The organism is Nonomuraea jiangxiensis, from assembly GCF_900099965.1.
Taxonomy (GTDB): domain Bacteria; phylum Actinomycetota; class Actinomycetes; order Streptosporangiales; family Streptosporangiaceae; genus Nonomuraea; species Nonomuraea jiangxiensis.
This window is the reverse complement of the sequence record NZ_FNDJ01000001.1, coordinates 425,258-451,452: the sequence shown is the minus strand read 5'-3', so window position 1 is coordinate 451,452 and position 26,195 is coordinate 425,258. Positions and strand designations below refer to the sequence as shown.

Below are 26,195 nucleotides of genomic sequence, written 5' to 3'. Positions count from 1 at the left end.
CCGATCATTGTCGCTAATCCTGTTCCGGGGTGCGCACGATGGGGTGGGTGACGTCGTGCGCGCGCAGGTGCCCGCACATCCCCCATCGCCTCTCCGGCGGGCTCTCCATCAGGGCCGACCGGCTGAGGTGGGCTCCGTCGCCTTGTTCCAGGGCGTCCAGAATCGCGGCGGTGTGACGGGTCTCCCGGGCGACCGTGTCCTCCCAGATCGCCCGCCAGTCCGCCACCCTGGGGCGGACCAGCGCGACGGCGCTGTCGTAGAACCGCCGGAGGGGGCCGAGGTCGCCGCGGGCGGCGCTGTCCGCCAGCCGCAGGAACCCCTCGACGGCCAGATCCCGCCGCCGCGCGACGGCCTCCTCGACGTCATGTGGGGCGACGGCAGGAGGGCCGGCGGCAGGCAGTCCGGGCACGGCGGGCAAGGTGGTTGCGGGCGGTCCGGAGGGCAGGGCGGTTGCGGGCGGTCCGGAGGGCAGGGTGGCGGCGGCTCGGTAGCGCTCCGGGTCGGACACGATCTCCGGCGGGAACGTCATGACGGCGTCGCCCGCCTCGGGCAGCCCGGCGTTCTGCATGACGACCACGACCTCCAGGTCGCCGTGGTTGACCGCGCGGTGGATGGTGCCGGGCGTGAACCACACGGTGGAGCCGGCGCTCAGCCGCGTCTCGCGCAAGCCGTTCAGGTCCAGCGTGAGCAGCGCGCCGTGCCCGCCGACGACCACGTACGCCTCGGTGGAGGCCGTGTGCAGGTGCGGCGTGCCGCCTTCCAGGCCGTCGGCGCAGGCGGAACCCGAGTAGACCGACAGCCGGCTGACCGACGTGCCCCCGGGGAACGTCATGACCCCGCCGCTCCGGCCAGTGCCTGCCTGCCCTGCTCGGCCAGCCGGGCGCAACCGTCCGGGCCGCGGTCGCCGTCGGCGATCAGGACCGCGTACCGGAAGCGCATGGTCTCGCCGTCCGGCAGCGGCACCTCCTCGCTGAAGAACGGCGCCGGGCACAGGCACGCGAACTGCTCGCTGCGCGCGAACCATTGCGGCGGGTGCCGCGGGTTCGCGGTGTCGTCCACCATGACGATCGTCGAGTGTTCGCCGGTCTCGTCGTGCCGGCCGCGGAAGCCGAACCACTCCGCCCGCGTGCCGCGCAACTCGTCGCCGCCCGCCCCGCCGGGCGACTGGATGACGCCGTTGGTGAACGACCGGGGGCCGCGCCAGAAGAGGCCGCCGTATCCGGCGTTCTCGCGGCCCTTCGTGGTCGGGGAGCCGAAGTCGATCGTGCCGCCGGACACGTTCGTCATGGCCGTGTCGAACAGCAGCGCCCAGGTCGCGTCGTCCACGAGGAGCGCGGTCAGGGCCCGCCGCTCCTCGATCACCGGGTCGCCCGCCTGCGCGGTCCAGCCGAGCGTGTGCCCGAGCTCGACCCGGCCGTCCCGGGCCGCCAGCGTGGTCATCTCGCGGTGCGTGGCGCTGCCGTTGTTGTCGAGCTGCACGTACTCCCCCTGTACGTACGTCGGCCCGCCCCAGAAGTTGTGCTCCCCCACGTGCGGCAGCGACCAGGCGATGCCCTTGTGCCAGACATGGTCGTGCGGCCGGAACAGCGACACCAGCGCACCGCCGAGGGTGCGGACGGGATGCAGGTACGGTTTCGGCGACTCCAGTACCGGCGTGTCCGGCCGGTAGACGTAGGTGAACAACTCGACGTCGCCCGCAGTGACGGCGACCGAGCGGCCGAGCGCGTGGTTGGCCCGTAGGGTCACTTGTTCCTCACCTTCTCCCAGGGGGCGCCCGTGCCCTCCATGCTCAGGGCGAACGGGCTGCCGGCGGTGATCTGCCCGCTCCGCACGCGCTCACCGGTGAAGGACGAGGCGTACAGGGCGGCGATGAACTCCATCGTGCGCCGGGCGTCGGAGGTGGTCACCGGCGGCGCCTGGCCCTGGTCGAGCGCGTCGAGCACGGCGGTGAGCCAGCCGGGGTGGCCGCTGGGCACGTCGGTGTGACCCTCCGCCCACAGGGCGGCCACCTTCTCGTGGCCCGGCGCCGGGGTCATGGTCCAGTCGTCGTCGGTGTAGCCGTACAGGTGGTCGACCTCCACCGTGGCGTGCTCGTAGTCGAAGCGCAGTTGGGAGGTCTGCCGCGGGGACACGACCGAGTTCACGATCGTGGCGACCGCGCCGCTCTCGAACGTCACCAGCGCCATCGACACGTCCTCGGTGTCCACGTCGCGGGACCGGCGGGCCGCCACGGCCGTGACCTCGCGCCACGGCCCGAGCACCGAGAACAGCAGGTCGAACTGGTGGATGCCGTGCCCCATCGTGGGCCCGCCGCCCTCGGACTCCCAGGTGCCACGCCACGGCATCGCGTAGTAGTCCCCGTCGCGGTACCACTGGGTGAGGCTGGTCGCCAGCAGCGGGCGGCCCAGTTCGCCGGCGTCCGCCAGTCTGCGCAGGCGCAGCGCGCCGGCCCCGAAGCGGTGCTGCAGGACGGTCGCGACGTGCGCGTTCGAGCGGCGCTCGGCCTCGATCAGGGTGTCGAACTCGGCGAGCGAGAGCGTGGGCGGCTTCTCCACCAGCGCCGTCACCCCGGCCTCCAGGCAGGCCAGGGCCAGCGGGGCGTGCAGCTTGGGCGGCGTGCACAGGTGCACGAAGTTCAGCTCCTCCGCGCGCAGCAGCTCCTCCGCGCTGGCGTGGCTGCGTGGCACGTCGTACGTGGCGGCGAACTCGCTCGCCCGGCCGGCGTCCACGTCGGCCACCGCCACCAGGCTCGCCCGGCCGGAGCCGAGCACCGCCTTGGCGTGGGCGTGCGCGATGGCACCGGTCCCGATGATCGCGGCCCGGTATTTCCGTTGGGACATCTGGATTTCTCTCCTGTGGGGGTCAGGATCGTCGATCTCGGACTGCGGCTCGGTGATCGGGAAAACGTATTCCGCACATTTGCACGGCTTCACGGGAGCGTCAAGAGTGTCCGGTGAGAACCCGGAGCGGCGGCTTCGCCTGACCGATCGACTCCCGTGAACGTCCGCTTGAGCCGGCCCCCGGGCCCCTGACCACGGAGGTCAGGGACGGGTGCTCTCGCGGACGATCAGTCGCCCTTCGAGGGTCAGCCGCCGGGGCGTGGCCGCCGCCTCCCCCAGCGCGAAGCGGATCGCCTCCGCGCCGGCGTGCGCCAGCGGCAGCGCCACCGTCGTCAGCCGCGGCGTCACGTCACCGGCGAGCGGAATGTCGTCGATCCCCGTCACGGAAACGTCCTCGGGAACCCGCACACCCGCGGCCCGGAAACCCGACAGTGCGCCGACGGCGATGAGGTCGTTGGCCGCGAGAACCGCCTCCCGGCCGTCCATTCCCGCCGCCGCCAACCGTTCCGCCGCCTGGAATCCGCCGGCCCGGCTGACCGGGCAGTGATCGATCCGGACGTCCCGCTCGGCCACCCCTCCGGCCCGCAGTCCGGCGACGAATCCGGCCGTACGGTCGGACATGTTGCGTAGTTCTGCGGAGCCGCCGAATATCGCCACCCGGCGATGCCCGGATCGCGCGACGAAGGCGCCCGCAGAAAATCCGGCGCGGTAATTGTCGAAGCCGATCGCGTCGAAAGGCGGGTCCGCCTCGCCGACGATCACGACCCGGCCGCCGTCGCGTTCGTACGAGCGGAGTTCCCTGCCCAGCCCGCCTTCGAGCGCGTCCGCCATGAACCGGCTGGAGGTGAGCACGAGCGCGCGCGGGCGCAGCGCCCGCAGCAGGCGCACGGTCTCCAGCTGGCGGTCCGGAACGCCCATGGTGGACGAGACCGTGACGAAGGCTCCGGCCGTCCGGGCCTCGCGTTCCATGGCGGCCACCACCATGCCGATGGAGGGCGTCGTCAGGTCGTCGGCGACGAGCGCGACCGCGTCGCTCGCCCGGCGCATCGCCCGCGCGGAGGCGTCCACCGTGTAACGCAGGGCCTCCGCCGCGGCCAGTACGCGGGCCTCGTACTCGGGCGCGACCTTGCGGCTGCTGCCGCCCAGGACCCTGGACGCGGTGGAGACCGAGACTCCCGCCGCGGCGGCCACGTCGTGCAGCGTGACCGTGGGCCTCGCCGCATGGGGCATCCGCGGTGTCCTTCCTCGGGGGCGGCCGACCGGTTATGAAGGGTACTGCGTGCGAGGGGCACTGCCCATCCACAGCAGCCCGCGCCCGAGTCCTCGATGACTTCTGTCATGTGGAGGCGATGACACAGCGGACTTACCCGCCGTCATCATCGAGGACATGCTGACGGCCATGAGTTCTCGCCTATTACTGAAGATCGCAACGAGCGCGCTCCTCGTGACCGGCGTCCTGACCGCACCCGCCACGGCCGCGGGGGCGGACACAGCCGGGCTCGACCGGCAGGAGTTGCGCCGGTCGCTGGACGCCGTGGTCGACGCAGGGATGTACGGCATCTACAGCCACGTACGCGACGGGAGCCGGACGTGGAAGGGCGCCTCCGGAGTCGCCGACACACAGACGCGGCGCCCGGTGAGCCCCGACATGGTGCACCGCGTCGGCAGCATCACCAAGACGTTCACCGCCGTGGCCGTGCTGCGGCAGGTGGCCCGCGGCACCATCGACCTGGACGCGCCGATCGGCCGCTACCTGCCGGACCTGTTCCCCGACGACCGCGGCGACCGGATCACCGTGCGGATGATCCTCAACCACACCAGCCACATCGCCAACCACACCCAGGTGATCTTCACCACCGTCGAGAGCCTGGAGGAGAACCGCTTCCGCCGGTTCGCCCCCGCGGAACTGGCCAGGATCGGCCTGGACGCGCCCCCGACGGGCGAGCCGGGAGCGACGCCGGGGGTGTACTCCAACACGAACTACGTGATCGCCGGCCTGCTCCTGGAGAAGGTGACCGGCCAGGACGCGGAGCAGTACATCACCCGTGACGTGATCCGCAGGGCCGGGCTGCGGCACACGTCGTTCCCGCGCACCCCGGTCATCCCGGGACCGCACTCCAAGGGGTACGAGTCGCTGCTCGGGACCTTCGACCCGCCGCGGGACTTCAGCGTCTACGACATGTCATGGGCCGGCACGGCGGGCGCGCTCGTGTCCACGATGGAGGACCTCGACCAGTTCTACCGGGCGCTGTTCCGCGGCAAGCTGCTCGGCGCGGCGGAGCTGGCCGAGATGCAGAAGACGGTGCCCGTGCTGTCCGGAAGCATCGCCATCCCGTACGGCCTCGGCCTCCTCGCCCTCGACCTGCCGTGCGGCCGGTTCTGGGGCCACACCGGCGGTGTCTGGGGCATGACCACGCAGTCCCTGACCAGCGCGGACGGCGAGCGCCAGAACTCGTTCGGGGTCAACCTCGCCAACTACCAGACGATCGACGAGAACGGCGTCATCCAGCCGAGCCCGATCGACTACGCGCTCGCCGACCACACCTTGCTCACGCTGTGCGGCCCGGACTCCGGCGCCCGGGCCAAGGCGTCGCGGTCGCCGCTCCTCCTGCCCCGGCTGGACGGACCGGCCGCCCGGCCCGCGACTTCCTGACCCCCCGGGCGGGGTGTGTCCCCCGTCACTCCGGATGTGTGGATTTGTGCGCGGTTGATCGCTTGAGGTCTCCGTAGTGTCCTTCCTGCCGGACCGCCCGGCAGCACGACAAGGGGGAGGAACCTCGAATGCGTAAGACTCTGGCGATCGCGGCCATGGCCGGTTCCGTGGCCTTCGCGGGACTGGCCCTCAGCCCCGCCTCCGCCCAGGCGGCCACCCAGTCCGCCACTCAGTCCGCCACCGCGTCCGCGTCGACCGCCGGCTCCGGGAACTGGGGGAAGTTCTTCTCCAGCGACCGCAAGGCCTACACCTTCGGCAAGACGTGGAAGAGCGGCGGCAAGGTCTTCACGAAGTGGAACGGCGTGGACAAGCGCGGCGGCAAGAAGGGCTGGGTCTGGTTCGAGTACTACCAGAACGGCTCCTGGCACAAGTTCAACCGGTCCTGGGACGGCAAGACCGTCGGCAGCTGGAGCGGCCGCGGGATCAAGAAGGTCTACACCTTCACCTGCTGGGCCGGCAAGTTCGACAACTGCGGCCGCAAGTACCGCATCTACTGATCCGCCGCCCCAGCCACGTATCGAGGCCCGGCCCCCGGCGCGGCCCGCGCCCCTGGGGAACCGGGGAGCGCGGGCCGCGATCCTGGGGGTCAGTGTGAGAAGGCCTGGAACTCGGCCGCCCTCACCTGGTTCCGCTGCGGGCTGGCCGTGGCGCAGTCCGTCGCGGAGTTCGGGTCGTTGTCCTGCTCACCGAGGTACAGCGGGTTGCCGGTGCACTGCGTGGTCAGCGCCCTGAGCATCAGGTGCGTGGCACTGGTGTCCCGGACGTCGAACGACTTGAAGATCATGTCCGCGCCCCTGGGCCGCGGCAGCCCGGACTTGAAGGCGTCCGCCGGGCTGGTGTAGATCTTCCTGAAGTTCTCCGGCACGGTGCAGTCCTGGCTGCAGGCCAGCACCTCGAAGGAGCGCAGGCTGGAGAAGCGGTTCTGCCCCCCCGGGTCGGCCGGGTCGCCGATGCTGGGCCGCAGCATCGCGCTCACCTGCACCCTGCCGACCTTGACCGGGCTGTCGCCCGCCAGGTCCACCACGACCGACTTGCCGGCCGGGGCCCCGGTGAGCGAGGCCCAGTTCGTGGCCTCGGTCTCGTCGATCAGCTTGGCCTGGTTGACGCCGTCGCCCGTGGCCGTCGCGCCGTTCGCCGCCGAGGCGTGGTTACGCGACAGGGCCAGCGGCAGCGGCAGCTTCACGCCCGGCAGCACCACGAAGTCCAGGCGCTTGTGGCCGAACCCGTTGCCCACCGCGATGAAGTCGTACACGCCGGGCGTCATCTCCACGGTGTCGCCGAGCGGCGTCGCCGGGTCGGTGTCGGCGACCGGGACCGCACGTCCCTCGTAGTCGCCCACGTACAGCCGCAGCGCCGCGCCCTTGGCCTCGCCCAGCGGCTTGAGCTGCAGCGAGCCGTTCTTGCCCGCCGGGTCGACGAAGCTCGGCGTCGGGTCGGGGTCGTTGCCGCCGTTGCTCGCCGCCCCCGCGCCCAGGCCGTGCTCGGCGAACGCGCGCCACATGATGTCCTGGTTCTTGCCGTCGAAACGCATCCGGTCGGCCGCCAGCAGCGCGTCGCGGTGGTCGACGTAGCTGACCGCGCCCGAGGCCATCAGCAGCAGCGCGTCGAACGACAGCTGCGCCCAGCGGCGGTTGCCCGGGCAGCGCTCGACCGGCGTCTGGCCGTCCGCGCACGCCTTCTGCTGCTTGGCGTTGCCGTCGCCGTACCGCTTGACGAAGGCCGCGCGCACGTCGAACTGGGTGGCCGACCAGATCTCGCCGTCGGCGTGCACCTGCGCGCCGACGATGTCGTAGGCGATGTCGCTGTAGTTCAGCGGGGACTTCGACATGTCGTAGTTCCGGATGCCGCGCGACTTGTCGCCGGTCACGTAGCCACCGGTGACGTACGGGGTGTCGCCGGCGGGCCGGAACCCGTACTCGGACAGGTACTCCATCGCCACCAGGTCGGAGGTGCTCTCGTTCATCGCGCCGGCCTGGGCGCCGCTCCAGCCGGCGTTCGGGCCTGCGACCATGCGGCCGGAGATGGCGTGCGTGTACTCGTGCCCGATGACCGACATGTCGTAGTCGCCGTCCACGCACGGCGAGTAGAACGAGCCGGCGATCGGCTGCCACAGGTACATGTTCGTGATCGGGGCGACGCCGTCCGGACCGGTGATCTGGTTGGCGTTGTCACGCACCGACAGGACACGCGCGCCCGCCTGGGCGTTGCCCTGCTCGGGGTCGTTGCCGAGGCCGCCGCGGTCGCCGTTGTCGGACTGCATGTTCCAGGCGGTCTCGGTGAAGCCCAGCCGGTAGGACCAGTCGTGCATGCGGTTGTGCATGGCGTTCAGGTTCGCCATGGCCGCCTCCAGGTCCGCCTCGCCCTCCTGGTCGAACACGGCCGGGTCGCACTTGGCCTCGTACCAGGTGTTGCGCCACGGGTAGGCGTAGTTCCTGCTCGGCGTGAGCACGTTGGAGCGGGTGCCGACGGAGAAGGCGTCGCCGCTCGCCCGGTTCTCGACGGTCCTGGCCGAGTTGCCGATGCTGGTGTTGGTGGGCGTGTCGGTGGCGTGGTTCACGTCCCAGGCCTTGCCCGTCGCCGGATCGCCGCCGCTCACGTAGTCACAGCCGGGGGCCTTGGTGAAGCACCAGGTCTGGCGGGTGTCGCGGGAGGAGTAGTCGTCGCGCGGGTTCGCCGGGAAGGCCTCCCAGCGCGGGTTGTCCGGGTCGAAGTGGTGGTCCACCAGGTTCTCCCGGGTCAGGATGGCGCCGCTGACCGCGTCCACGTGCGTGGTGTACGCCGCCGGCTCGCCCTCCCCGCCACCGATCAGGACCACCTGGTACGCGCTGTGCACCCCGTCGGGCGCCGGCACCGCCACCGGCGTGGCCTGCTTGGTGACCGCCGTGGCCAGGTCGATGGCACCGTCCCTGGCGGCGATGTCGAGGGCCTGCTCCGCGGTGATCGTCGCGGCCGGGGGCGTCTGCGTCGCGCGGGACAGCGAGGAGGTCACGTACATGACCTTGCCGTCCACGACGCCGACGGCGACCAGGCCGTCCACACCGGCCGGCAGGTCACCGAACCGCTGGCGCAGCAGCACCGCGTGACCTGCGCCGATGGGGTTGATCGCGACCTTCTCCAGCGTGTCGACGGCCGCCGCCGGCAGCCCGAAGACGGCCTCGTTGGCCTTGAGGTAGGCGCGGGCCGCCTGCTCGGGGTCGGAGCCGAGCCCGTCGGCCAGCGGTTCGGCGCTGGAGACGGAGGCCGGGGTGCCGAGAGCGTTCCAACGGATGTCGGCGGCGGGCCCGGCACGGCGCGCGCTGGCCGACGCGGGCGGGGGCACCCGGCCCTGGCGGTTGTCCACGTCGGGCTTGCCGTGGAGCTCCGCCTGGAAGTCGTGGAGCGCCGGGGACTGCCCGCCGGGTTCACCTTGGGCGACCCCTGTCGTAAGGGGGATGACCACCGCGACCACCGCCGCGGCGACGAGAGAGCTGCGTAACCAGGACTTCGACACGATTTCCCTCCTGCGTGCCTGTGATGCGCAAGGTCGCGCGCATCTTCGCAAGAGGTAACACTGCTTGTTTATGACTTACAAGATCTTGTAAAGGCCGGAATATCGGCGTATAGAGCCCTGTGCCCGGCTATGGGGCGGGACAGGTGGCCGGCGCCTCGGTGGACACTGTTGGGTCGTTTACGAAGCGACCATTCCCTTACATGGAATGAGGGTTTTGTCCACCGCGCCCAGCGCAGTTCCCGCATTGATCATTCAACCGGCCGGCCGCCGCCGATCGCAACCGGTTTAACGGTCGGCGAACACGGAGGCGTAGACGAGCCTGTCGTGCTCGGTGACCACCTGTCCTGTGAGGTGGGCGGCGGTGACCGTGGACAGCCGGAGGTCCAGATAGCGCTCCTCCTCGACCAGGCGCACGTCGCCGTCCTGAGCGGGCATCCAGGAGGCCACCCGCTCGACCCACGCCGCCCGGTCGCGCGCCAGCTCGGCCCGCAGCCCGGCCAGACTCGTCCCGTCGTACGGCTCCGCCTCGGCCGGCTCGGGCTCGGCCCGCCAGGCGGCGACCCCGTACGCGAAGCAGACCAGGGCCATCCACATCTCGGCGAAGTAGACCGGGTCGGGCGCCAGCTCCAGCCCGGCGAATTTGTCGCCCACGAAGAACAGCGCCCCGAGCTGCCCCGGCATCAGCTCCAGCCGGCTCTGGAACTGCGTCAGCGTGGCCCGCTCGCGCGAGAGGATCTGCTCCAGGTGGCCGCGGGACGGCAGCCCGTACGCGCGGTTGAGCGCGGTGATGTCCGGCCACAGCTTGGCGTAGTCCTGGCGCCCGCGCAGCCGCGTCGCCTTGCCGCGCAGCTCCACCGGCAGCACGAAGAACCACTGGTCACGGCCCTCCAGGTAGCCGCCCTGGCCGGCCTGGACGCAGCAGGCGTCGTCGAAGCGCCTGGTCTGCCCGGCGGCCAGCAGCGCCGAGGAGCACAGCGCGTGGTTCTGCGCCGCGTCCTGGATGTAGCCGATGTGCAGCGGCACGATCGCCACGCCCTCGCGGGCGCCGTTGTGCAGCTCGACCTGGCCGTATCCGACGACGCGCCGCAGCTTCAGCCCGGAGCGGGGCGGCACGATGCCGGGGCGGGACGGGCCCCAGACGGGCACCATGGTCAGCGCCCCGGCCCGCTGCGGCATGCCCGCGCGGTAGGCGTCGAGACCGTCGAGGCCGAGCGGGACGGGCAGCAGCGCGTCGAGCCCGGTCACGTGGGTGTCGCGTGCGGTCATGTGACTCCTCCTCCTTCCAGCCGGGCGAGCATCGCGGCCTTGATCCAGTCGGGGCCGGGCGCGCAGTGGGCGAACATCCACGGCAGCAGCGCGGCGAAGTCGTCCTGGTGCCAGAACGGCCGGCCCGGCAGTGCGGGCGCGGGGTCGCGCAGGGTCAGGTCGTCGCCCCGGGTGAACGTCGCCTGGCACAGCAGCACCGGCGTGGTGATCCCGGCACGCGGCAGGGCGGCCGCGACCCTGGCGAGGTCGCCCGGTAGCAGGTTCTCGTAGCCGTCGGTCACGACGACCACCAGGTCGGGACGGCTCTCCAGGGCATCGAGCAGCCCGCTCGCCAGGTCGGTCGCCCCCACCGGACGCGGCTCCCCGCCCCCGCCCCCGCCCCCGGGACCGGCACCGGCACCGGCCGCAAGATCCAGGCCGCGGGCAGCGGCACCGGCCACCGGATCCGGCCCCCGGGCGTCGGCGTCGCCGGTCTCGATGACCGTGAGCCGGTCGCAGACCCGGTCCAGGACCAGCTGGAGCGCCACGGCCTGGGACATGACCGCCCACTCGCGCTCGCCGTACCCCCGCATGGAGCCCGACGTGTCCAGCACCATGGCCACGTTCGCGGGCAGGCGCGGCAGCCCGCGCGTCGCCTCGGCCACGTATCCGGCCAGGGCGGGACGCAGCTCGGCGGCCGGGCCGCCCCGGTAGAGGTGCACCAGCGTCGCGGCGATGTCGCCGCGGTTGGTCGGCGTCACGATCGGCGTGTGCTCCCTGACCGGGTCCAGCGGCGCGGGCGGCTCCTGCGGCGCGATCGCTCCGTGCGTGCCGGGCGCGTAGAGCGCGCGCACCCGCTCGATCGCCGTGGCCGGGTCGGAGGTGAACCGCAGCAGGGCCCGGCGCAGGTAGCCGGAGCCGGTGTCGCCCGCGCGGACGAGCCGCGCGCACGCCCGTGCGGTCGCCTTCCCGAGCGCGTGCTCGAAGCAGTCGACCAGCGCGGGCCGCCGGGCCTCGATGAGCTCACCGGCGTCCGGGTGCTCCAGCACGAAGGCGAGCGCGGCCCGCGTGACGTGCTTGTGGTTGGCGCGCAGCCGCCGCAGCGCCAGCAGCACGGTGATGACGTGCTCCGGCGGCAGGCCGAACAGGAGCGCCCTGGTCACCTTGGCGAGGGTGGCGCGGGCCCGGTCGTCGAGGCCGTCGCGGGACTCGGCCAGCGTGCGCAGCAGCACCCGGGCCCGCTGCCACGGGAGCGCCCCGGGCACCAGGGCGAGCAGCGCGTACCCCTCGATGTCGCCGGCGCTCCGGTGGAGCTCCGCGTCGTCCCACGCCAGATCGCCACCCCGGGAGAGAACCAGCGGGGTGTCGTGCGTCCGGAAATGTTGGAGAAGGGAGGGGGTGTCCACGAATCGAAAGTGTAAGAATCCGCTCCGGCGCACGACACCGATTTTCGCCGGGCCAATTCCCGGCTATACCTGCGGCCTTGTCAAGGCGTTTACCCCGTCCGGCGAATTCGCCGCCTTCGGTCTGGTGTCCGGCCGGACGAGGCGGTGGTCATCCCCGTGCCTCCTCCCTCAGCACGGCGGCCACCTGCGGGGCGACGCGATCCGCCCACTCCGCCAGGACCTCCGCCACCCGCGGGATCTGGGACTCCAGCACCGCCAGTCCCGGCGTGGGCACCGTGGCGCCCAGCTCCACCAGCAGTGGCCGCAGATGCACTTCCACCGCCAGCGAGTGCTTCGCGTCACCCATGACCAGCAGCGGCAGCGCCACCCGGCCCGCCAGCGCGTCGGGCGGCAGCCGGTCGACGAACGACTTGAGCAACCCGGTGTAGGTCCCCTTGTAGGTCGGGCTGGCCACCACCAGCACGCTCGCCCGCCGTACCTGGTCCATCGCCGCCACCACCGCGGGCGAGGGGCCGTCGACCGGCCCGAGCGCGGACAGGTCCACGCTCTCGTACGGTCCCGCGGCCCCGATCCGGTGCCCGACCGCCTCCGCGGCGGCCTCGGCCACGGCCAGGGTCCTGGAGCCGGACCTGGGATTGCCCACCAGGGCCACGACGCTCATCGGGCCACCGCCACCGCACCCGCGGCGTACCGGGATAGCGGTCTGGGCAGGCCGTAGTTCTCCCGCAGGGTCCGGCCTTCGTACTCGTTCCTGAACAGCCCCCTGGCCTGCAGCTCCGGCACGACGTGATCGACGAAGTCGGCCAGCCCGCCGGGCAGGATCGGTGGCATGATGTTGAAGCCGTCGGCGGCCCCGCTGAAGAACCACTCCTGGAGCTGGTCGGCGATCTGCTCCGGCGTGCCGGCCACGACGCGGTGGCCGCGCCCGCCCGCCAGCCGGTTCAGGAGCTGCCTGACCGTGAGGTGCTCGCGCCGGGCCAGGTCCACCACGAGCTTGCGACGGCTCTGCGCCCCCTCGGTCTCGACCGGCACGTCGGGCAGTTGCTCGTCCAGCGCGTCGGCGGTCAGCTCGATACCGGTCATATGGGAGAGCTGCGCCAGCCCGTACGCGGGGATGATCAGGTCCTCCAGCTCCTTCTCCAGCCGCAGCGCCGCGCGCTCGGTCGAGCCGATGATCGGCGAGATGCCCGGCAGGACGAGCAGCTCGTCCGGGTCCCTGCCGTGCGCGGCGACGCGGCGCTTCAGGTCGGCGTAGAACTCCTGCGCCTCCCTGAGCGTCTGCTGGGCGGTGAAGACGGCGTCGGCGTTCCGGGCGGCGAACTCCTTGCCGTCCTCCGACGACCCGGCCTGCACCAGCAGCGGGTGGCCCTGGGGCGGGCGGGAGGTGTTCAGCGGGCCGCTGACCGCGAAGTGCTCGCCCTCGTGGTCGATCGGGTGGATCTTGTCCGTGTCGGCGTACAGGCCGCCGGCGCGGTCGCCCAGGATCGCGTCGTCCTCCCAGCTGTCCCACAGCTTGCGTACGACCTCCAGGAACTCCCCGGCCCTGGCGTAGCGGCGGGCGTGCTCGGGGCGTTCGATGCCGAAGTTGCGGGCCTCGGCCGCGCCCGCGGAGGTGACGATGTTCCAGCCGGCCCGGCCGCCGCTGATGTGGTCGAGGGAGGCGAACTTGCGAGCCACGTGGAAGGGCTCGTTGTACGTCGTGGACACGGTGGCGATCAGGCCCACGTGGTCGGTGACGGCGGCCAGGGCCGACAGGAGCGTGAGGGGTTCGAGGCGGCCGAGCGCGTTGTGCCGCACGCTGCCCAGGGCCAGGCCGTCGGCGAGGAAGACCGAGTCGAGCTTGCCGCGTTCGGCGATCCTGGCCAGCTCCTGGTAGTGACGGACGTCGGTGAGGCGGGCGGGCTCGGCACCCGGGTGCCGCCAGGCCGCCTCGTGGTGGCCGACGCCCATGAGGAAGGCGTTCAGGTGGAGCTTTCTCGTCATGGGGTCCTCCACGTGGACAAGCGGCGTTCGACGCCGGCCAGGAGCAGGTGGGCATGTCTGATTTTGATCACGATGGGTTCCTCTGGAGGGTGGAGAGGTCTGGTGTCCGGTCCGTGATCAGCGACACTGCGCGCTGGCGACGTGGCCGTGGTCCACGTGCGGGCGCCGGGTGAGGTGGAAGCCCAGGCTCATGCCCTCGAAGCTACGAGGACACGCCCATAAAGTCAACTTTTCCTACTAGCTATGCATGGATTTCTATTCGGAGACGCCGCCACCCAGGACCGACCGGGGCACCGGGATGGCCGGGAACGGGTTGTCGGGCAGCAGGATGACCCGGCGCGCCCGGTCGGCCCGCCCGGCGGCGTCCAGGTGGAGCAGCGCGGCGCCGATGCCCGCCGCGCCCACCATGTAACCGGTGTCGGCCGTCACCTCGCCGGGCCGCAGCCGGCGGTAGGCCTGGTACCAGCGGTAGCCGCGGCCGTCGTGGTCGGTGGCCCGGCCGAGCAGGTCGGCGGCGAGCGTGCGGGCGCATTCGAGGTGCGACTCCTGCCCGGTCGCCGCCCACAGGCCGACGAACAGCTCGATCAGCCCGGCCGCGCCGCAACACTGGCAGGCCACGTTCCAGTAGCCCTCGGTACGCCGGTTCGGCACGCCGCTGCGCACGATGCCCCGGGCCAGCCGCTCCACCCACTCCAGGTCGCCGGGGTCGCCGGTGACCCGGTAGAGCTCGTAGAACATCCGGGCCACGCCCGCTGAGCCGGAGCAGAAGCCCAGGTAGTGCAGGCTCCGGGCGTGCGGCACGTGGTGCGGGACGACCGCGCAGCCCTCGGTCACGACGCTTACCTCGCGGACGAAGGCGGCGCCGCTGCGGGCTGCGAACAGGAACCGCTCGTCGCCCGTCACCCCGTACAGGCGGGCGAGCAGGAACGCCGTGCCCGCCGTGCCCGCCAGGAAGCCCGGCGTGACGGCGTCCACCGGCAGGTCGGCGCAGTCGCCGAAGCGGTGGCCCGGCACCGGCAGCCGGGCGATGCGCAGGCCAGCCTCGACCGCCGCGGCCTCGTAGCCGGGCAGGCCGAGGTGGGCGGCGGCCCGCAGCAGGCCCAGGACGATGCCGCCCTCGCCGCGCTGCGCGGGATCGCGCGGCCAGCCGCCGTCGTGCGGGCTGCGCGCCGGGTCGCCGCGGCGCACGATCTCGTCGGCGATGGCCGCGGCCTCGGACTCGAAGCCGCCCTCGCCGAGCGCCCAGCCCGCCTCCATGAGCGCCAGCATCGTGCCGGTCAGCCCGTGGTAGAGCGAGAGGTCGTCCTGCTCGCGCCAGGTGGCGGCGAGCCTGCGGGCCCCGGCCCTGGCATCCTCCAGGTAGGACTCCTCGCCGGTCGCGGCGGCCAGCTCCAGGAAGAACAGCACGATGCCGGCCGACCCGGAGTAGAGGGACCAGGGCTCGGGGGTGACCGCCGAAGCGCCACGCGGATCGGGGTTGGCCAGCCAGCGCCTGCCGAGCTCGTCGTCGAGCGCGGCGGATCTGATCCAGCGTGCCGCCCGGACGGCGGCGGTCAGCGGAGAATCGGCGCGGGCGCTCAATGGGCGGATCCTGTCCAGGCTCACCAGGCTATTATCCCATACTTTTGGTAGGTTATCCCGGATAACTTGCCGGCCGCTAAGCTCGTCCCGTAGCACAGCCGATCTACGGAGCCAGCGCCATGATCTTCATTACCGCCAAGTTTCGCATTCTGCCCGAGCACGCCGACCGCTGGACCGAGATCGTCGGCGAGTTCACCGAGGCCACCAGGGCCGAGCCGGGCTGTCTCTGGTTCGACTGGTCGCGCAGCGTGGCCGATCCCACCGAATACGTGCTGGTGGAGGCGTTCCGCGACGACGAGGCCGGGGCGGCGCACGTGCAGTCGGCCCACTTCAAGCAGGCCCAGCAGACGCTCCCGCCGCACCTGGCCGAGACGCCGCGCATCGTCAACGTGACCGTGCCGCAGGACGACTGGTCCCTGCTCGGCGAGATGGCCGTGCCCGAGCGCGACTAGAAGCCCGGTTCAGCGGGTGGTGCGGACGTTTGCGTAGGCGAACAGGTCGATCGGGCCGGGGCCCGGCACCGGCTGCTCGGCGGTGACGGCGAGCGCGAGGGTGTTGGTCCCATGCTCGTCCAGCACCCCGGCGGGGAAGCCGCCGCCGGTGCTCTCGGCGTTGAATCCGGCCGCCTTGAGCTTTTCCAGCACGTCCCGCCACAGCGCGGGGCCGGGCAGGCGGAAGTAGTGGAACTCGGCCGACTGCAGGATGAGGCGGCGGCCGTCCACCATCAGCGAGTACCTGTCGTAGGTGACCCCATGCGCGGTGCCGGCTTGCACGGGCCCGGTCATGGGAAGGGCCGTGGTGGCGCAGGCGAGCAACAGAGCCAGGAGCACCGGGGGACGCACGCAAGCCAACGCAAGTAGTTGAGCTAACGCCGCAGACTTCTTGCAGGATGACGAAAATCGCGCACAACACCTTGTGAAGCGGGGTGCTGCCGCTTACTGTCACCTCACCCCCCGAGAGAAACGAGCGATCGATGTTCCGCGTCCCTCGCGTCATCGCGGTGTCAGCCGCCCTCGTCCTGGCCGCCGGCCTCGCGCCGCCCGCCGCCTTCGCCCACGCCACGGCCGGCCGGGCGCCCGTCGTGACGCGGGCGGGGCTGGATCCGGCGCTCGTCGCGGGCCGGGGTGCCGCCGTGGACTTCGCCGAGCAGGAGGCGGAGAACGCCGCCACCAACGGCACGGTCATCGGCCCGGACCGCACCGCGTACACGCTGCCCGCCGAGGCGTCCGGGCGGACGGCGGTCAGGCTGGTGCCGGGGCAGCACGTGGAGTTCACCCTGCCGGCCGCGGCCAACGCCATCACCGTGCGCTACAGCATCCCGGACGCGCCCGGCGGAGGCGGCATCACCGCGCCGCTCGACGTCACGGTCAACGGCAAGGACCGCCGGACCATGACGCTCACGTCGCAGTACGCGTGGCTCTACAACCAGTACCCGTTCTCCAACGACCCGGGCGCCGACCTGCTGCACCCCGACTGGTGGATCACCGAGTGCGCCTGCGTGCCCGCCGCCACGACGCCGCCACCGGTGATCACCAAGCCGTTCCGGCCCAGCCACTTCTACGACGAGCAGCGCCTGCTGCTGGGCAAGCGCTACCGCGCCGGCGACCGGGTACGCCTGACGGTCCCCGCGCGGAGCGCCGCCGCCTGGACGGTGATCGACCTGCTCGACTCCGAGCTCGTCGGCCCGCCGCGGGTGGTGAGCCGGGCGGCCGACGTGCGAGCGTTCGGGGCGGACCCGACCGGGCGGCGCGAGTCGGCGTCGGCCTTCGACCGGGCCATCGCCTTCGCCAAGCGCAACCGGCTCAAGGTGTACGTCCCGCCGGGGACGTACCAGGTCAACCGGCACATCATCGTGGACGACGTGACGATCGCCGGGGCGGGGAGCTGGTACACGATCATCCGGGGCCGCGAGGTCGCGCTGGACACCCCCGCCCCCGACGGCTCCGTGCACACGGGCGTCGGCTTCTACGGCAAAGACGCGGCCGACGGCGGCAGCAGGAACGTGCACCTGTCGGGGTTCGCGATCGAGGGCGACGTACGCGAGCGCATCGACACCGACCAGGTGAACGGCATCGGCGGCGCGATGAGCGACTCCACCATCGACGGCCTGCACATCCGCCACACGAAGGTGGGCATGTGGTTCGACGGGCCGATGCGCAACCTGCGGATCACGAACAACGTCATCGTCGACCAGATCGCGGACGCCATCAACTTCCACACCGGCGTCACGGACTCGGTCATCTCCGGCAACTTCCTCCGCAACACCGGTGACGACGCGCTGGCCATGTGGTCGGAGAAGACGGCCAACAGCGGCAACACGATCGTCCGCAACACCGTGCAGTCGCCGGTGCTGGCCAACGGCATCGCCGTCTACGGCGGCCGGGACAACACCATCGCCGGCAACCTCGTCGCCGACCCCGTCCGGGAGGGCAGCGCCATCCAGGTCGGCTCCCGGTTCGGCGCCGAGCCGTTCACCGGGCGGTTGCGGATCGCGGACAACACCACGGTGCGGTCGGGGACGTACGAGCTGAACTGGAACATCGGGCTGGGCGCGATCTGGTTCTACGCGCTGGAGAAGGACATCTCCGCCGACACCCAGGTGGTCGGCAACCACTTCCTGGACAACACCTACAACGCGATCATGCTGGTGAGCGAGTGGTCGGTGAAGGACCTGTACTCGATCACGAACGTGCACTTCAAGGACATCCGGGTGGACGGCACCGGAACCTCGGTGGTCAGCGCCCGGGTGCGCGGCTCGGCCACGTTCGAGAATGTGGACGCGCGCAACGTCGGGGCGGTCGGGGTGAACAACTGCGGCTCGTTCGGCTTCCCGCCGACGGGCTCGGAGTTCTCGCTGACGGACCTGGGCGGCAATGACGGCGGCGGCACGACGGGGCCGTGGCTCGCGCCGTGGCTGCTGCCGAACACCATCACCTGCGACGACCGCCCGCCGGTCGTCCCGCCCCCGGCCCCGTCCACCTGGTAACCCGCTCCCGGCCGCCCTAGGGTTCCGGCCGGTCGCCGGAGGGGTCCTGGCCGGTCGCCCGAGGGTCCCGGGCGGCCGGCCACCGGTCGCGGACGGTCGCGCGTGGGTGCCGGGCGGCGGCCGGTGTCAGCGCATGGCCGCCAGACCGCGCACCACGGTCGTCGTCAGGGTGCCGATCTCGTCGATGCCGATGGTCACCGTGTCACCGTCCGCCAGCGTGAACGGCAGGTCGGGGACCAGGCTGGTGCCGGTGGCCAGGATGACGCCGTCAGGGAAGTCGTCGGCACGGAACAGGTATGCCGCCAGGTCGTCCAGCCGCCGGTTCAGCTCCGACGTGGACGCCTTCCCGTCCCACACGGTCTCCCCCGCCCGGACGATGGTCAGCGTGATCTCCAGCGCGTACGGGTCCGGCACCTCCCACGCGGGCCTGATCGCCGGGCCCACGGCGCACCCGCCCAGGTAGATCTTCGCCTGCGGCAGGTAGAGAGGGTTGACGCCCTCGATGCTGCGCGAGCTCACGTCGTCCACCACGGTGTAGCCGGCGATCTCACCGGCCGCGTTCAACACCAGGCCCAGCTCCGGCTCCGGCACGTCGATCTCCGAGTCGGCGCGCACGGAGATGCGCCCGCCGTCCCCGGAGACCTTCCAGGCCACCGACTTGAAGAACAGTTCGGGCCGCTCGGCGTCGTAGACCAGCTCGTACACGTCGGCGGAGCGCTCGCTCTCCACCACCCGCGCCTCGCGCGAGCGCCGGTAGGTCACGCCCGCCGCCCACACCTCCATGAGCCCGTCCACCGGCGCCAGCCGGCGCACCGCCGCCGACGGGTGCCGAGCTCCGTCCGCCGCCGAGCACCGCTCGCGGAGGTCCGCGGCGGGCAGCCGCAACAACTCACCTACGGTCGTGACTCCGGCCAGCTCCACCACGTGCTCGCCGTCGTCGACGCCCACCGCGGGCGCGTCGGTCAGGGGGCTGACGAACCGTACGATGTGCATGCCCTGCTCCTCATTCTCTTCAGACGAGTCTGCTGAGAGTGTCCCCCACCCGCCCGGCCCGAGCGCTCCCCGGGGTGATCATCAGGGCGGGCTAGACCCAATGCCGTGTAGTTAGGGCCTTGGCTGCTTCGTCAAGGCTCTGAGCTGGTGCGGATCTCGATGCCGATCGTGGCTTTGTAGCTGGTGCGGTCGACGGTGCCCCTTGCGTTGTGCTTGGAGATGGCACGTTTGACGAGGCGGGGACGAGTCCGGATACGCCGGTCGGGCATGAGGTTGGCCAGGACCTGGCGTCCGATGGTGCCGAGCAGGTCGATGACGGTGTCGGCGATCACGCCGGCTGCCTGGATGACCAGGTCACGGGCAGTGTTCAGGGCGATGGTGAAGCTGGCCCGGTCAGGATCGAGGCCGGGCCGGTGAGTGGTGGCCTCGGCCATGGCCAGGCGCAGGAGTTGGTAGGCGACCAGGAGGGCGTGGACTTCCTGGTCCAGGCCATCGGGTGTGCGGGCGCGCAGCACCCGCCCGCCGAGGATGGTGGACTTGATCTCCAGGTAGGCGGTCTCGATCTCCCAGCGCTGGTGGTAGAGGGTGAGTAGATCGGCCGCGGGGTGGCGGTGCGCATCGGTGAGGGTGGTGACCAGGCGGTAGGCGCTGGTGCGGTGGCCCGCTCGGGTGGTGATGGTGATGACGGCGTCGATGACGCGCACGGGGGTGGCTCCCAGCCGGGACAGGTAGGAGCCGTCATGGCAGCGGGCCAGGAGGGGCAGGCGGCGGCCGTTCTTGACCCGGACCAGGACATGGGCGCCGGTGGCGGCGATGGCCTGGATCAGGGCGCAGACGGCGAAGTTGCGGTCCAGCAGGACGATCATGTCGCGATGCAGACGCTCCAGCAGACGCGGTGCGAGGGTGGTCTCGCCGGTCGAGGCCGGCGCGAAGACCGCGTCCAGCAGGGTGCGGGTGCCGCACGCGAGCAGGGTCAGCAGGCGTAGCGCCGGGTATCCGGCGCCGCCGTGGTTACCCCGCTGCTTGGGATAGACGGCCAGGTTGGCAGGGCTGTCGGCCACGCTCATGACGGTGCCATCGATCGCGCAGACCAGCAGTCCATGCCAGTGGGTGCCGGGGGTGGCGGTACCGGCTGACGGACCGCGTAACAGCTCGAACAGCCACCGTAGCGGGGCTGCTGCGATGCGTTTGCGGGCTTGGGCCATCGCAGCACCGGTCGGGGCGGCGACGGTCAGGCCGGTCAACCCCGCCGTCAGCCGCTGCCATACCTGCCGCCAGCCCAGCTCGGGGAACAAGGCCCCGGCCACCATCAGGTAGACCGCCACCCGGGAAGGGAGGTCACGGACCCGCTGCTGTACCCGGCCGGTCTGCTTCAGCGCCTCATCGACCATCTCGAAGGGCATCAGTTGAGTCAGTTCCCCGAGATGGCCGGGGGCGAAGGGGCCCGATGCCACCACCAGGGTGCGATTGATGACAGACTTGCTCTCCAACGGAGCTCCCCGCCCGAACAGTGATCTTGGTCGACACCGTTCTAGCAGGAGCTCCGTTCCCTTTTCGAGCGGCCCTTGACTACACCCGCATCACGCTAACTACACGGCATTGGGGCTAGACCACGTCGAAGTCCGCCATCATCGCCATGTCCTCGTGTTCGAGGTTGTGGCAGTGGATCATGTAGCGACCGCGGTGGCCGTCGAAGCGGGCGAGCACGTCCACGACCTCGTACGGCCGCACGTCCACGGTGTCCTTCCAGCCGGCGTCGGTGGCGGACGGCGGCCGGCCGCCGCGCGCCAGCACCTGGAAGTGGGCCAGGTGCAGGTGCACGGGATGGTGGAAGTCGCTGGTCAGGCGCCACATCTCGGCGGTGCCCAGGCGGGGGCGGGCCAGCGGGGCGCCGGGGCGGTAGGGCCGCCCGTTGATCGTCCACGCGGCGTTCCCCGCGTCACCCGTCCTGCGGAAGTCGAACGCGCGCATGGCCACCGCCCGCGTCCGCTCCGGCGGGCGGGACAGGACCGCGGGAACGGCGCTGTCGTCGGCGGCCCGGCGGGTGACCACGAACCGCATGACGTCCCCCGCGAGCTCGTCCGTCAGGGTGACCGCGCTGCCGACGGGGTAGGCGGAGAAGTCCACCACGACGTCGTACCGCTCCCCCGGCGAGATCGGGATCACCTCGTGCGCGACGGGCGCGGCCAGCAGCCCGGCGTCGCTGCCGATCTGCGTGAACCGGCCGCCGGGCGCCAGCCGGAGCCGGTACCTTCGGGCGTTGGAGGCGTTCAGCAGCCGCAGCCGGTGGCGGGTGGCGCTCACCTCGGCCACCGGCCAGGGCGCGCCGTTGACCAGGATGACGTCGCCCTCGACGCCCGCCATGTAGTGAGGGTCGTGCGCCCGTGGATAGCGGAAGGAGCCGTCCTCCTCGAACGCCCTGTCGCAGATCAGCAGCGGCAGCTCCCGCTCGCCGCGCGGCAGCGGCAGCGCGTCCTCCTCCTCGTCCCGTACGAGCGCGAGCCCGGCCAGCCCCCGCCACACCTGCGGCGCGGTGAAGTCCATGCGGTGGTCGTGGTACCAGAGCGTGGCGGCCCGCTGGTCCAGCGGATAGTGGTAGTCCTTGGCCACCGGGTTGAGCCTCATCCCGGGGTGGCTCGGGTGGCCGCCGTGGGGGTGCGCGGAGTGTCCGCGGGGGACGACGAGGTCGGTCGGGTAGCCGTCGGAGCCGGGCGGGTTGACGCCGCCGTGCAGGTGGGTGGAGGTGGGCTCGGGCAGCTCGTTGCGCACCCTGATCGTGGTGGGGTCACCGCGCCGCAGCTCGAACGTGGGGCCGGGGAAGGTGGCGTCGTAGCCCCAGATCTCGGTGGTCGTGCCGGGGATGATCTCGACCTTGGCCGTCCGCTGCGTGACCTCGTACCGGCCGGGCGCCACCGGGCGGGCGAGGGGCGGGATCGGCAGCGGCACGGTGAAGGGCGCGGGCAGCGGCAGGCGGCTGGTCAGGAGCCGGCCCGCGGACTCGGGGAACGCGCCGCACCCGGCGGCGGCGAGCCCGGCCCCGGCCAGCGTCCCGAGGAAGCCCCGCCGGGACATCGGAGGCGCGCTCATGCGGTGCGCGCCCGGAACGAGAGCCAGGTCCAGGCGGTGAAGAGGGCCGACAGGCCGAAGATCGCCATGCCGAGCGGGAAGTGCAGCTGCAGGATCCGCGCCTGTCCCAGCGTGATCTGCGTCGTCTCCGCGACCACGAGACCCAGACCGGCCAGCGCCGGCCACAGCGGTCCCCGGCCCGGCCGCCACAGCAGGATCGCGGCCAGCAGCTGCAGGTACAGCAGCATGTGGGTGACGGCACCGTTGTTCCGGTGCCAGGCGAGCAGGTCGACGTCGCCGGTGACGAAGAGCCCGGCCAGCGCGGCCTGCCCGAGCACCCCGGCCAGGTGCAAGGTGGACAGCACCCGCAGGGGCCACACGATCCAGCCGGCCGTTGGCACGTTGGAGGAGGTCATGGCGGACATCGTGCTCCGGAGCGGTACGGGGGCACGTCCCGCGCGGGAGGGCTCCTGGCCGTACTCCCCGGGTTGTACGCCGCCGTCCTCGGCCCGGAAACGTACAACCGGGGAATGACGCCGTGCCGGACCCGATCACCTACCTTGTGGGCATGGACACCCGCAAGGTTGACGCGCTCGTCGCCGTGGGCGCGCTGGCCGGGATCGTCGCCGGCACCTACGGCAACCTGTCGTGGACCGGCACCTTCGAGCGGCAGCTCGACTCCTGGGGGCTGCTGCTGATCACGGTCTCGTCGCTGTCGCTCGCCTTCCGGCGCACCGCCCCGCTGACCGCCGGGACGGTCGCCGCGATCTGCGGGACCATCTACTACGCCGCCCACTACCCGGGTGTGTTCGCCACCGCGCCCGTGCTGGCCGCCGTCTACACGCTGGCCGTGCAGGGCCGCCGCAAGGCGGCGATCTGGCTGTCGGCCGGGCTGGCCGTCGCGGTCTACGGCCTGATGGCGCTGTCCGCGCAGGACCCGGCCGCCGGCAACTGGATGGGGATGCTGAGCGGGTGGCTGGTGGCGATGGTGGTGGTGGGCGAGGTGGTCAAGAACCGCCGGGCTTACCTGCGGGCCGTGGAGCAGCGCGCGGAGGAGGCCGAGCGGACGCGGGAGGAGGCGGCGCTGCGCCGGGCGGGCGAGGAGCGGCTGTGGATCGCGCAGGAGCTGCACGACTCGCTGACCCACAGCATCTCGGTGGTCAACGTGCAGGCCGCGGTGGCCATGGAGCTGTTCGACCGCCACCCCGAGCGGGCCAGGGAGGCGGTGGCCGCGATCAGGGAGTCGGGGCACGAGGCGATGCGCGAGCTGCGGGCCACGCTCGGCGTGCTTCGGCAGGTCGGCCAGGAGGGCACCGGGCTGGCGGAGCTGCCGGGCCTGGTGTCGCGGGCCGAGGGAGCGGGGCTGCGGGTGGAGCGGGCCGTCACCGGCACTCCGTACCCGCTGCCGCCCGAGGTGGACCGGGCCGCGTACCGGATCGCGCAGGAGGCGCTGACCAACGTGCTGCGGCACGCGGGCGCGGCGTCGGTCACGCTGGCGCTCGAATACGATCCGACAAAGGTGATATTGCGGGTCGAGAACGACGGCGAGGTCGGTCCGGCCGAGCCGGGGATGGGGTTGATCGGGATGCGCGAGCGTGCGGTCGCCGTCGGCGGCTCGCTCACGGCGGGCCCTCACGAGAGCGGCGGCTTCGCGGTCCGGGCCGAGCTGCCCGTGGCGTCGTGATCAGGGTCCTGCTGGCCGACGACCAGCCGCTGATCCGGGCGGGCTTCCGGGCGCTGCTGGAGCTGAGCGACGACATCGCCGTGGTCGGCGAGGCGGGCGACGGCGCGGCGGCGGTGGAGCTGGCCCGGCGGCTACTGCCGGACGTGGCCCTGCTCGACGTGCGCATGCCGCTGCTGGACGGCATCCAGGCCACCCGCAGGATCGGGGCCGACCCTGAGCTGGACGGCGTGCGCGTGGTGATCCTCACCAACTACGCCCTCGACGAGTACGTCTTCGCCGCGCTGCGGGCCGGGGCCAGCGGATTCCTGCTGAAGGACATCGAGCCGGGCGACCTGCTGCAGTCGGTACGGGTGGCGGCCCGCGGCGAGGCCCTGCTGTCCCCCTCGGTGACCCGCCTGCTGATCGAGGAGTACGTCAGCACGCCGCCCCGCCCCGTCCCCGGCCCCGGCCTGGAGCGGCTGACCGAGCGCGAGCGGGAGATCGTGTCCCTGGTCGCCAGGGGCATGTCCAACGAGGAGATCGCCGCGCACCTGGTGATCAGCGTGGCCACCGCCAAGACCCACGTCAGCAGGGCGCTGACCAAGCTCGGCGCACGCGACAGGGCGCAGCTGGTCGTCTTCGCCTACGAGTCAGGTCTGGTGGTGCCCGGAGCGGGCGCCTAGAAGGTGATCAGGAACTCGTAGGCGTGGAGCAGCCAGATCAGCATCCACAACAGGGCCGCTGGCCGGATGAGCCTCCGTCCGGATCCGTCAATAGACACGTGATACCACAACGCCTTCCGTCGACGCCGGTGTCATCCTCCCAGTCTGCGTCGCTGGACCCGCGCCCGCGCGATGACGCGGCCGCTCGGGATGGTCAAGCCGATGGTCAGGCCGGTGGTCAGGCCGCCTGGCCGGTGATGGGCTTGCCCAGGGCGCTGCCCGCGAGCCAGGAGTCCCACGACTTGGCCCACGGCGTCGGCCCGTTGCCGAACCGCAGCTTCCTGGAGGTGCCGCTGACCTGGATGATGTCCCCTCGCTGGGTGAACTCGTAGAACCAGCGGGCGTTGGCCGGGCTGGCGTTCACGCAGCCGTGGCTGACGTTCGAGTTGCCCTGCGAACCGGTCGACCAGGGGGCGGCGTGGAAGAACGTGCCGCTGTAGGTCATGCGGACGTTCCACTGGGTCTTGATGCGGTATTCGCCGGGCTCGCCGATGGTGGCCGAGTCCATGACCATCTCCGGGTTCTTCTCCTGGGCGATCATGGTGCCGGAGTAGCTGTCGTCGCCCGGCCGGCCCAGGCTGACCGGGATGGTCTTGACGACCTCGCCGTTCTCCCGGACGACCGCCCGGTGGGTCTCCGCGCTGACCTTGGTGATGTGCTCGGGGCCGACGGTGAAGGTCAGGCTGCGGTCCTTGGTGCCGTACAGGCCGGACCCGGCCCGTACGCCGGCCAGGTGCGCGACGACCGTCACCTTCTCCCCCACCGGCCAGTACTCACGCGGCCTGAACTGCACCTCGCGGTCGCTCACCCAGCTCCAGGCGCCCTCGACCGGCTTGGACATCCGCACCACCAGCGACCGCTCGATCGCGGCCCGGTCCTTGACGGCGGACACCGGCTGGGACAGCAGTAGCTGGACGGGCATGCCCACGCCCACCTTCTCGCCGTCCAGCGGGGACATGCCGCTCTGCAGCACCCGCTTCGGCTTGAGGGTGGTGAACTTGGCCGCGCTCGTCACCGGTTGGCCGTCGGTGCCGGTCGCCTCGGCGCTGACGGTGTAGGCCGTGGAGGGCCGGAGCGGCCACCTGGGACGCCAGGCGCCGTCCGCGCCCAGGGTGCCGCTGACCTTCTTGCCCTTGGCGTCGGCCACGGTCACCTTGGTGACCTTGCCGTCGGTGGCCTTGACGGTGATCCCGGCGTCGGGGGCCACCTTGGTGGCTCCGTCGGCCGGGGTGATCGACAGTTTGGCCACCGGGCCCTGCCGCTCGGGCGCGTTCGCCTGGCCGGGGTGCGCGGGGTCCCCGCCGGAGCTGCACCCGGCGGCCAGGAGCAGCACCGCGGTGAGGATGCTCGTGACGAGGCTCGTGACGGTGATCCGGCCGTGCCGCATGGTTGGTGCCTCCCGCCTGACAGACAGGCAATCTTCGCAGTAGATCGCATGTGCGGTAATCCGCCGACTTCTGCCCAAAACGGGCAGGCCCACGCAGAATTAACGACCAGGCGGGGTGGC

General features: G+C 71.8%; 22 protein-coding genes. 6 read left to right on the top strand and 16 right to left on the bottom strand.

Going from position 1 to position 26,195, the window contains the following annotated elements; genetic code table 11:
- Positions 1-13: 13 nt before the first annotated feature.
- From BLS95_RS01855 to BLS95_RS01840, 4 genes are all read right to left on the bottom strand, one after another.
- Positions 14-832 carry a cupin domain-containing protein gene (locus BLS95_RS01855; RefSeq protein WP_090928388.1) on the bottom strand — a complete coding sequence of 273 codons (819 nt, stop codon included), beginning with the start codon at positions 830-832 and terminating at the stop codon, positions 14-16.
- Positions 829-1,746 (bottom strand): DUF6807 domain-containing protein, encoded by a 918-nt coding sequence (locus BLS95_RS01850; RefSeq protein WP_090928386.1) that lies wholly within the window; start codon positions 1,744-1,746, stop codon positions 829-831. The genes BLS95_RS01855 and BLS95_RS01850 overlap by 4 nt, the downstream gene beginning before the upstream one ends.
- The gene (locus BLS95_RS01845; protein WP_090928384.1) at positions 1,743-2,840 is read right to left on the bottom strand and encodes a Gfo/Idh/MocA family protein; all 1,098 of its coding nucleotides are present in this window, start codon (positions 2,838-2,840) and stop codon (positions 1,743-1,745) included. The genes BLS95_RS01850 and BLS95_RS01845 overlap by 4 nt, the downstream gene beginning before the upstream one ends.
- A 201-nt stretch (positions 2,841-3,041) precedes the next feature.
- Complete coding sequence (locus BLS95_RS01840) at positions 3,042-4,070, bottom strand: LacI family DNA-binding transcriptional regulator (protein WP_090928383.1); 1,029 nt, start codon at positions 4,068-4,070, stop codon at positions 3,042-3,044.
- Positions 4,071-4,239: 169 nt separating this feature from the next.
- On the opposite strand from BLS95_RS01840, the gene BLS95_RS01835 reads away from it, so the two are divergent.
- Both BLS95_RS01835 and BLS95_RS01830 read left to right on the top strand, forming a co-directional pair.
- Positions 4,240-5,493, top strand: a complete 1,254-nt coding sequence (locus BLS95_RS01835; RefSeq protein ID WP_090929127.1) for a serine hydrolase domain-containing protein — start codon at positions 4,240-4,242, stop codon at positions 5,491-5,493.
- Between the two features lie 128 nt (positions 5,494-5,621).
- The gene (locus BLS95_RS01830; RefSeq protein WP_090928382.1) at positions 5,622-6,050 is read left to right on the top strand and encodes a hypothetical protein; all 429 of its coding nucleotides are present in this window, start codon (positions 5,622-5,624) and stop codon (positions 6,048-6,050) included.
- Between the two features lie 89 nt (positions 6,051-6,139).
- Here BLS95_RS01830 and BLS95_RS01825 read toward each other — a convergent pair whose 3' ends face one another.
- From BLS95_RS01825 to BLS95_RS01800, 6 genes are all read right to left on the bottom strand, one after another.
- Positions 6,140-9,043, bottom strand: coding sequence for a M36 family metallopeptidase (locus tag BLS95_RS01825; protein WP_245764759.1), 2,904 nt, complete (start codon positions 9,041-9,043; stop codon positions 6,140-6,142).
- Positions 9,044-9,328: 285 nt separating this feature from the next.
- On the bottom strand, positions 9,329-10,309 hold the full coding sequence (locus BLS95_RS01820) for an ARPP-1 family domain-containing protein (RefSeq protein ID WP_218135538.1): 981 nt from the start codon (positions 10,307-10,309) through the stop codon (positions 9,329-9,331).
- Positions 10,306-11,694, bottom strand: a complete 1,389-nt coding sequence (locus BLS95_RS01815; RefSeq protein ID WP_090928380.1) for a vWA domain-containing protein — start codon at positions 11,692-11,694, stop codon at positions 10,306-10,308. The genes BLS95_RS01820 and BLS95_RS01815 overlap by 4 nt, the downstream gene beginning before the upstream one ends.
- Before the next feature lie 148 nt (positions 11,695-11,842).
- Entirely contained in the window at positions 11,843-12,355 is a 513-nt protein-coding gene (locus BLS95_RS01810) for an NADPH-dependent FMN reductase (protein WP_090928378.1), read from the bottom strand.
- A complete protein-coding gene (locus tag BLS95_RS01805) occupies positions 12,352-13,677 on the bottom strand; it encodes an LLM class flavin-dependent oxidoreductase (RefSeq protein WP_090928376.1) in 1,326 nt (441 codons plus the stop codon). Before BLS95_RS01805 ends, BLS95_RS01810 begins: the two co-directional genes overlap by 4 nt.
- A gap of 255 nt (positions 13,678-13,932) precedes the next feature.
- A complete protein-coding gene (locus BLS95_RS01800; protein ID WP_245764758.1) occupies positions 13,933-15,282 on the bottom strand; it encodes a lanthionine synthetase LanC family protein in 1,350 nt (449 codons plus the stop codon).
- A gap of 95 nt (positions 15,283-15,377) precedes the next feature.
- Here BLS95_RS01800 and BLS95_RS01795 point away from each other — a divergent pair, with 95 nt between their 5' ends.
- Positions 15,378-15,710, top strand: a complete 333-nt coding sequence (locus BLS95_RS01795) for a putative quinol monooxygenase (protein ID WP_090928372.1) — start codon at positions 15,378-15,380, stop codon at positions 15,708-15,710.
- A 9-nt stretch (positions 15,711-15,719) separates the two neighbouring features.
- On the opposite strand, the gene BLS95_RS01790 is transcribed toward BLS95_RS01795, so the two are convergent.
- Positions 15,720-16,043: a beta-galactosidase gene (locus BLS95_RS01790; protein WP_090929118.1), complete on the bottom strand. Its 324-nt coding sequence runs from the start codon at positions 16,041-16,043 to the stop codon at positions 15,720-15,722.
- Positions 16,044-16,231: 188 nt separating this feature from the next.
- Between BLS95_RS01790 and BLS95_RS01785 the strand changes: the two genes are divergently transcribed.
- Complete coding sequence (locus BLS95_RS01785; protein ID WP_090928370.1) at positions 16,232-18,244, top strand: glycosyl hydrolase family 28-related protein; 2,013 nt, start codon at positions 16,232-16,234, stop codon at positions 18,242-18,244.
- Between the two features lie 126 nt (positions 18,245-18,370).
- Here the strand turns inward: BLS95_RS01785 and BLS95_RS01780 are convergent, their stop codons facing one another.
- From BLS95_RS01780 to BLS95_RS01765, 4 genes are all read right to left on the bottom strand, one after another.
- Positions 18,371-19,237 carry a fumarylacetoacetate hydrolase family protein gene (locus tag BLS95_RS01780; RefSeq protein ID WP_090928368.1) on the bottom strand — a complete coding sequence of 289 codons (867 nt, stop codon included), beginning with the start codon at positions 19,235-19,237 and terminating at the stop codon, positions 18,371-18,373.
- A gap of 131 nt (positions 19,238-19,368) precedes the next feature.
- Positions 19,369-20,691 carry an IS4 family transposase gene (locus BLS95_RS01775; protein ID WP_090929115.1) on the bottom strand — a complete coding sequence of 441 codons (1,323 nt, stop codon included), beginning with the start codon at positions 20,689-20,691 and terminating at the stop codon, positions 19,369-19,371.
- A 151-nt stretch (positions 20,692-20,842) separates the two neighbouring features.
- The gene (locus BLS95_RS01770) at positions 20,843-22,324 is read right to left on the bottom strand and encodes a multicopper oxidase family protein (RefSeq protein ID WP_090928366.1); all 1,482 of its coding nucleotides are present in this window, start codon (positions 22,322-22,324) and stop codon (positions 20,843-20,845) included.
- Positions 22,321-22,719 (bottom strand): hypothetical protein, encoded by a 399-nt coding sequence (locus tag BLS95_RS01765; RefSeq protein WP_245764757.1) that lies wholly within the window; start codon positions 22,717-22,719, stop codon positions 22,321-22,323. The genes BLS95_RS01770 and BLS95_RS01765 overlap by 4 nt, the downstream gene beginning before the upstream one ends.
- 152 nt (positions 22,720-22,871) lie before the next feature.
- Here BLS95_RS01765 and BLS95_RS01760 point away from each other — a divergent pair, with 152 nt between their 5' ends.
- Together BLS95_RS01760 and BLS95_RS01755 are read left to right on the top strand one after the other, a co-directional pair.
- Positions 22,872-23,987, top strand: coding sequence for a sensor histidine kinase (locus BLS95_RS01760; protein ID WP_090929112.1), 1,116 nt, complete (start codon positions 22,872-22,874; stop codon positions 23,985-23,987).
- The gene (locus BLS95_RS01755; protein ID WP_090928362.1) at positions 23,984-24,649 is read left to right on the top strand and encodes a response regulator; all 666 of its coding nucleotides are present in this window, start codon (positions 23,984-23,986) and stop codon (positions 24,647-24,649) included. The genes BLS95_RS01760 and BLS95_RS01755 overlap by 4 nt, the downstream gene beginning before the upstream one ends.
- 217 nt (positions 24,650-24,866) lie before the next feature.
- Here the strand turns inward: BLS95_RS01755 and BLS95_RS01750 are convergent, their stop codons facing one another.
- Positions 24,867-26,075, bottom strand: coding sequence for a L,D-transpeptidase (locus BLS95_RS01750; RefSeq protein ID WP_090928360.1), 1,209 nt, complete (start codon positions 26,073-26,075; stop codon positions 24,867-24,869).
- Positions 26,076-26,195: the final 120 nt, after the last annotated feature.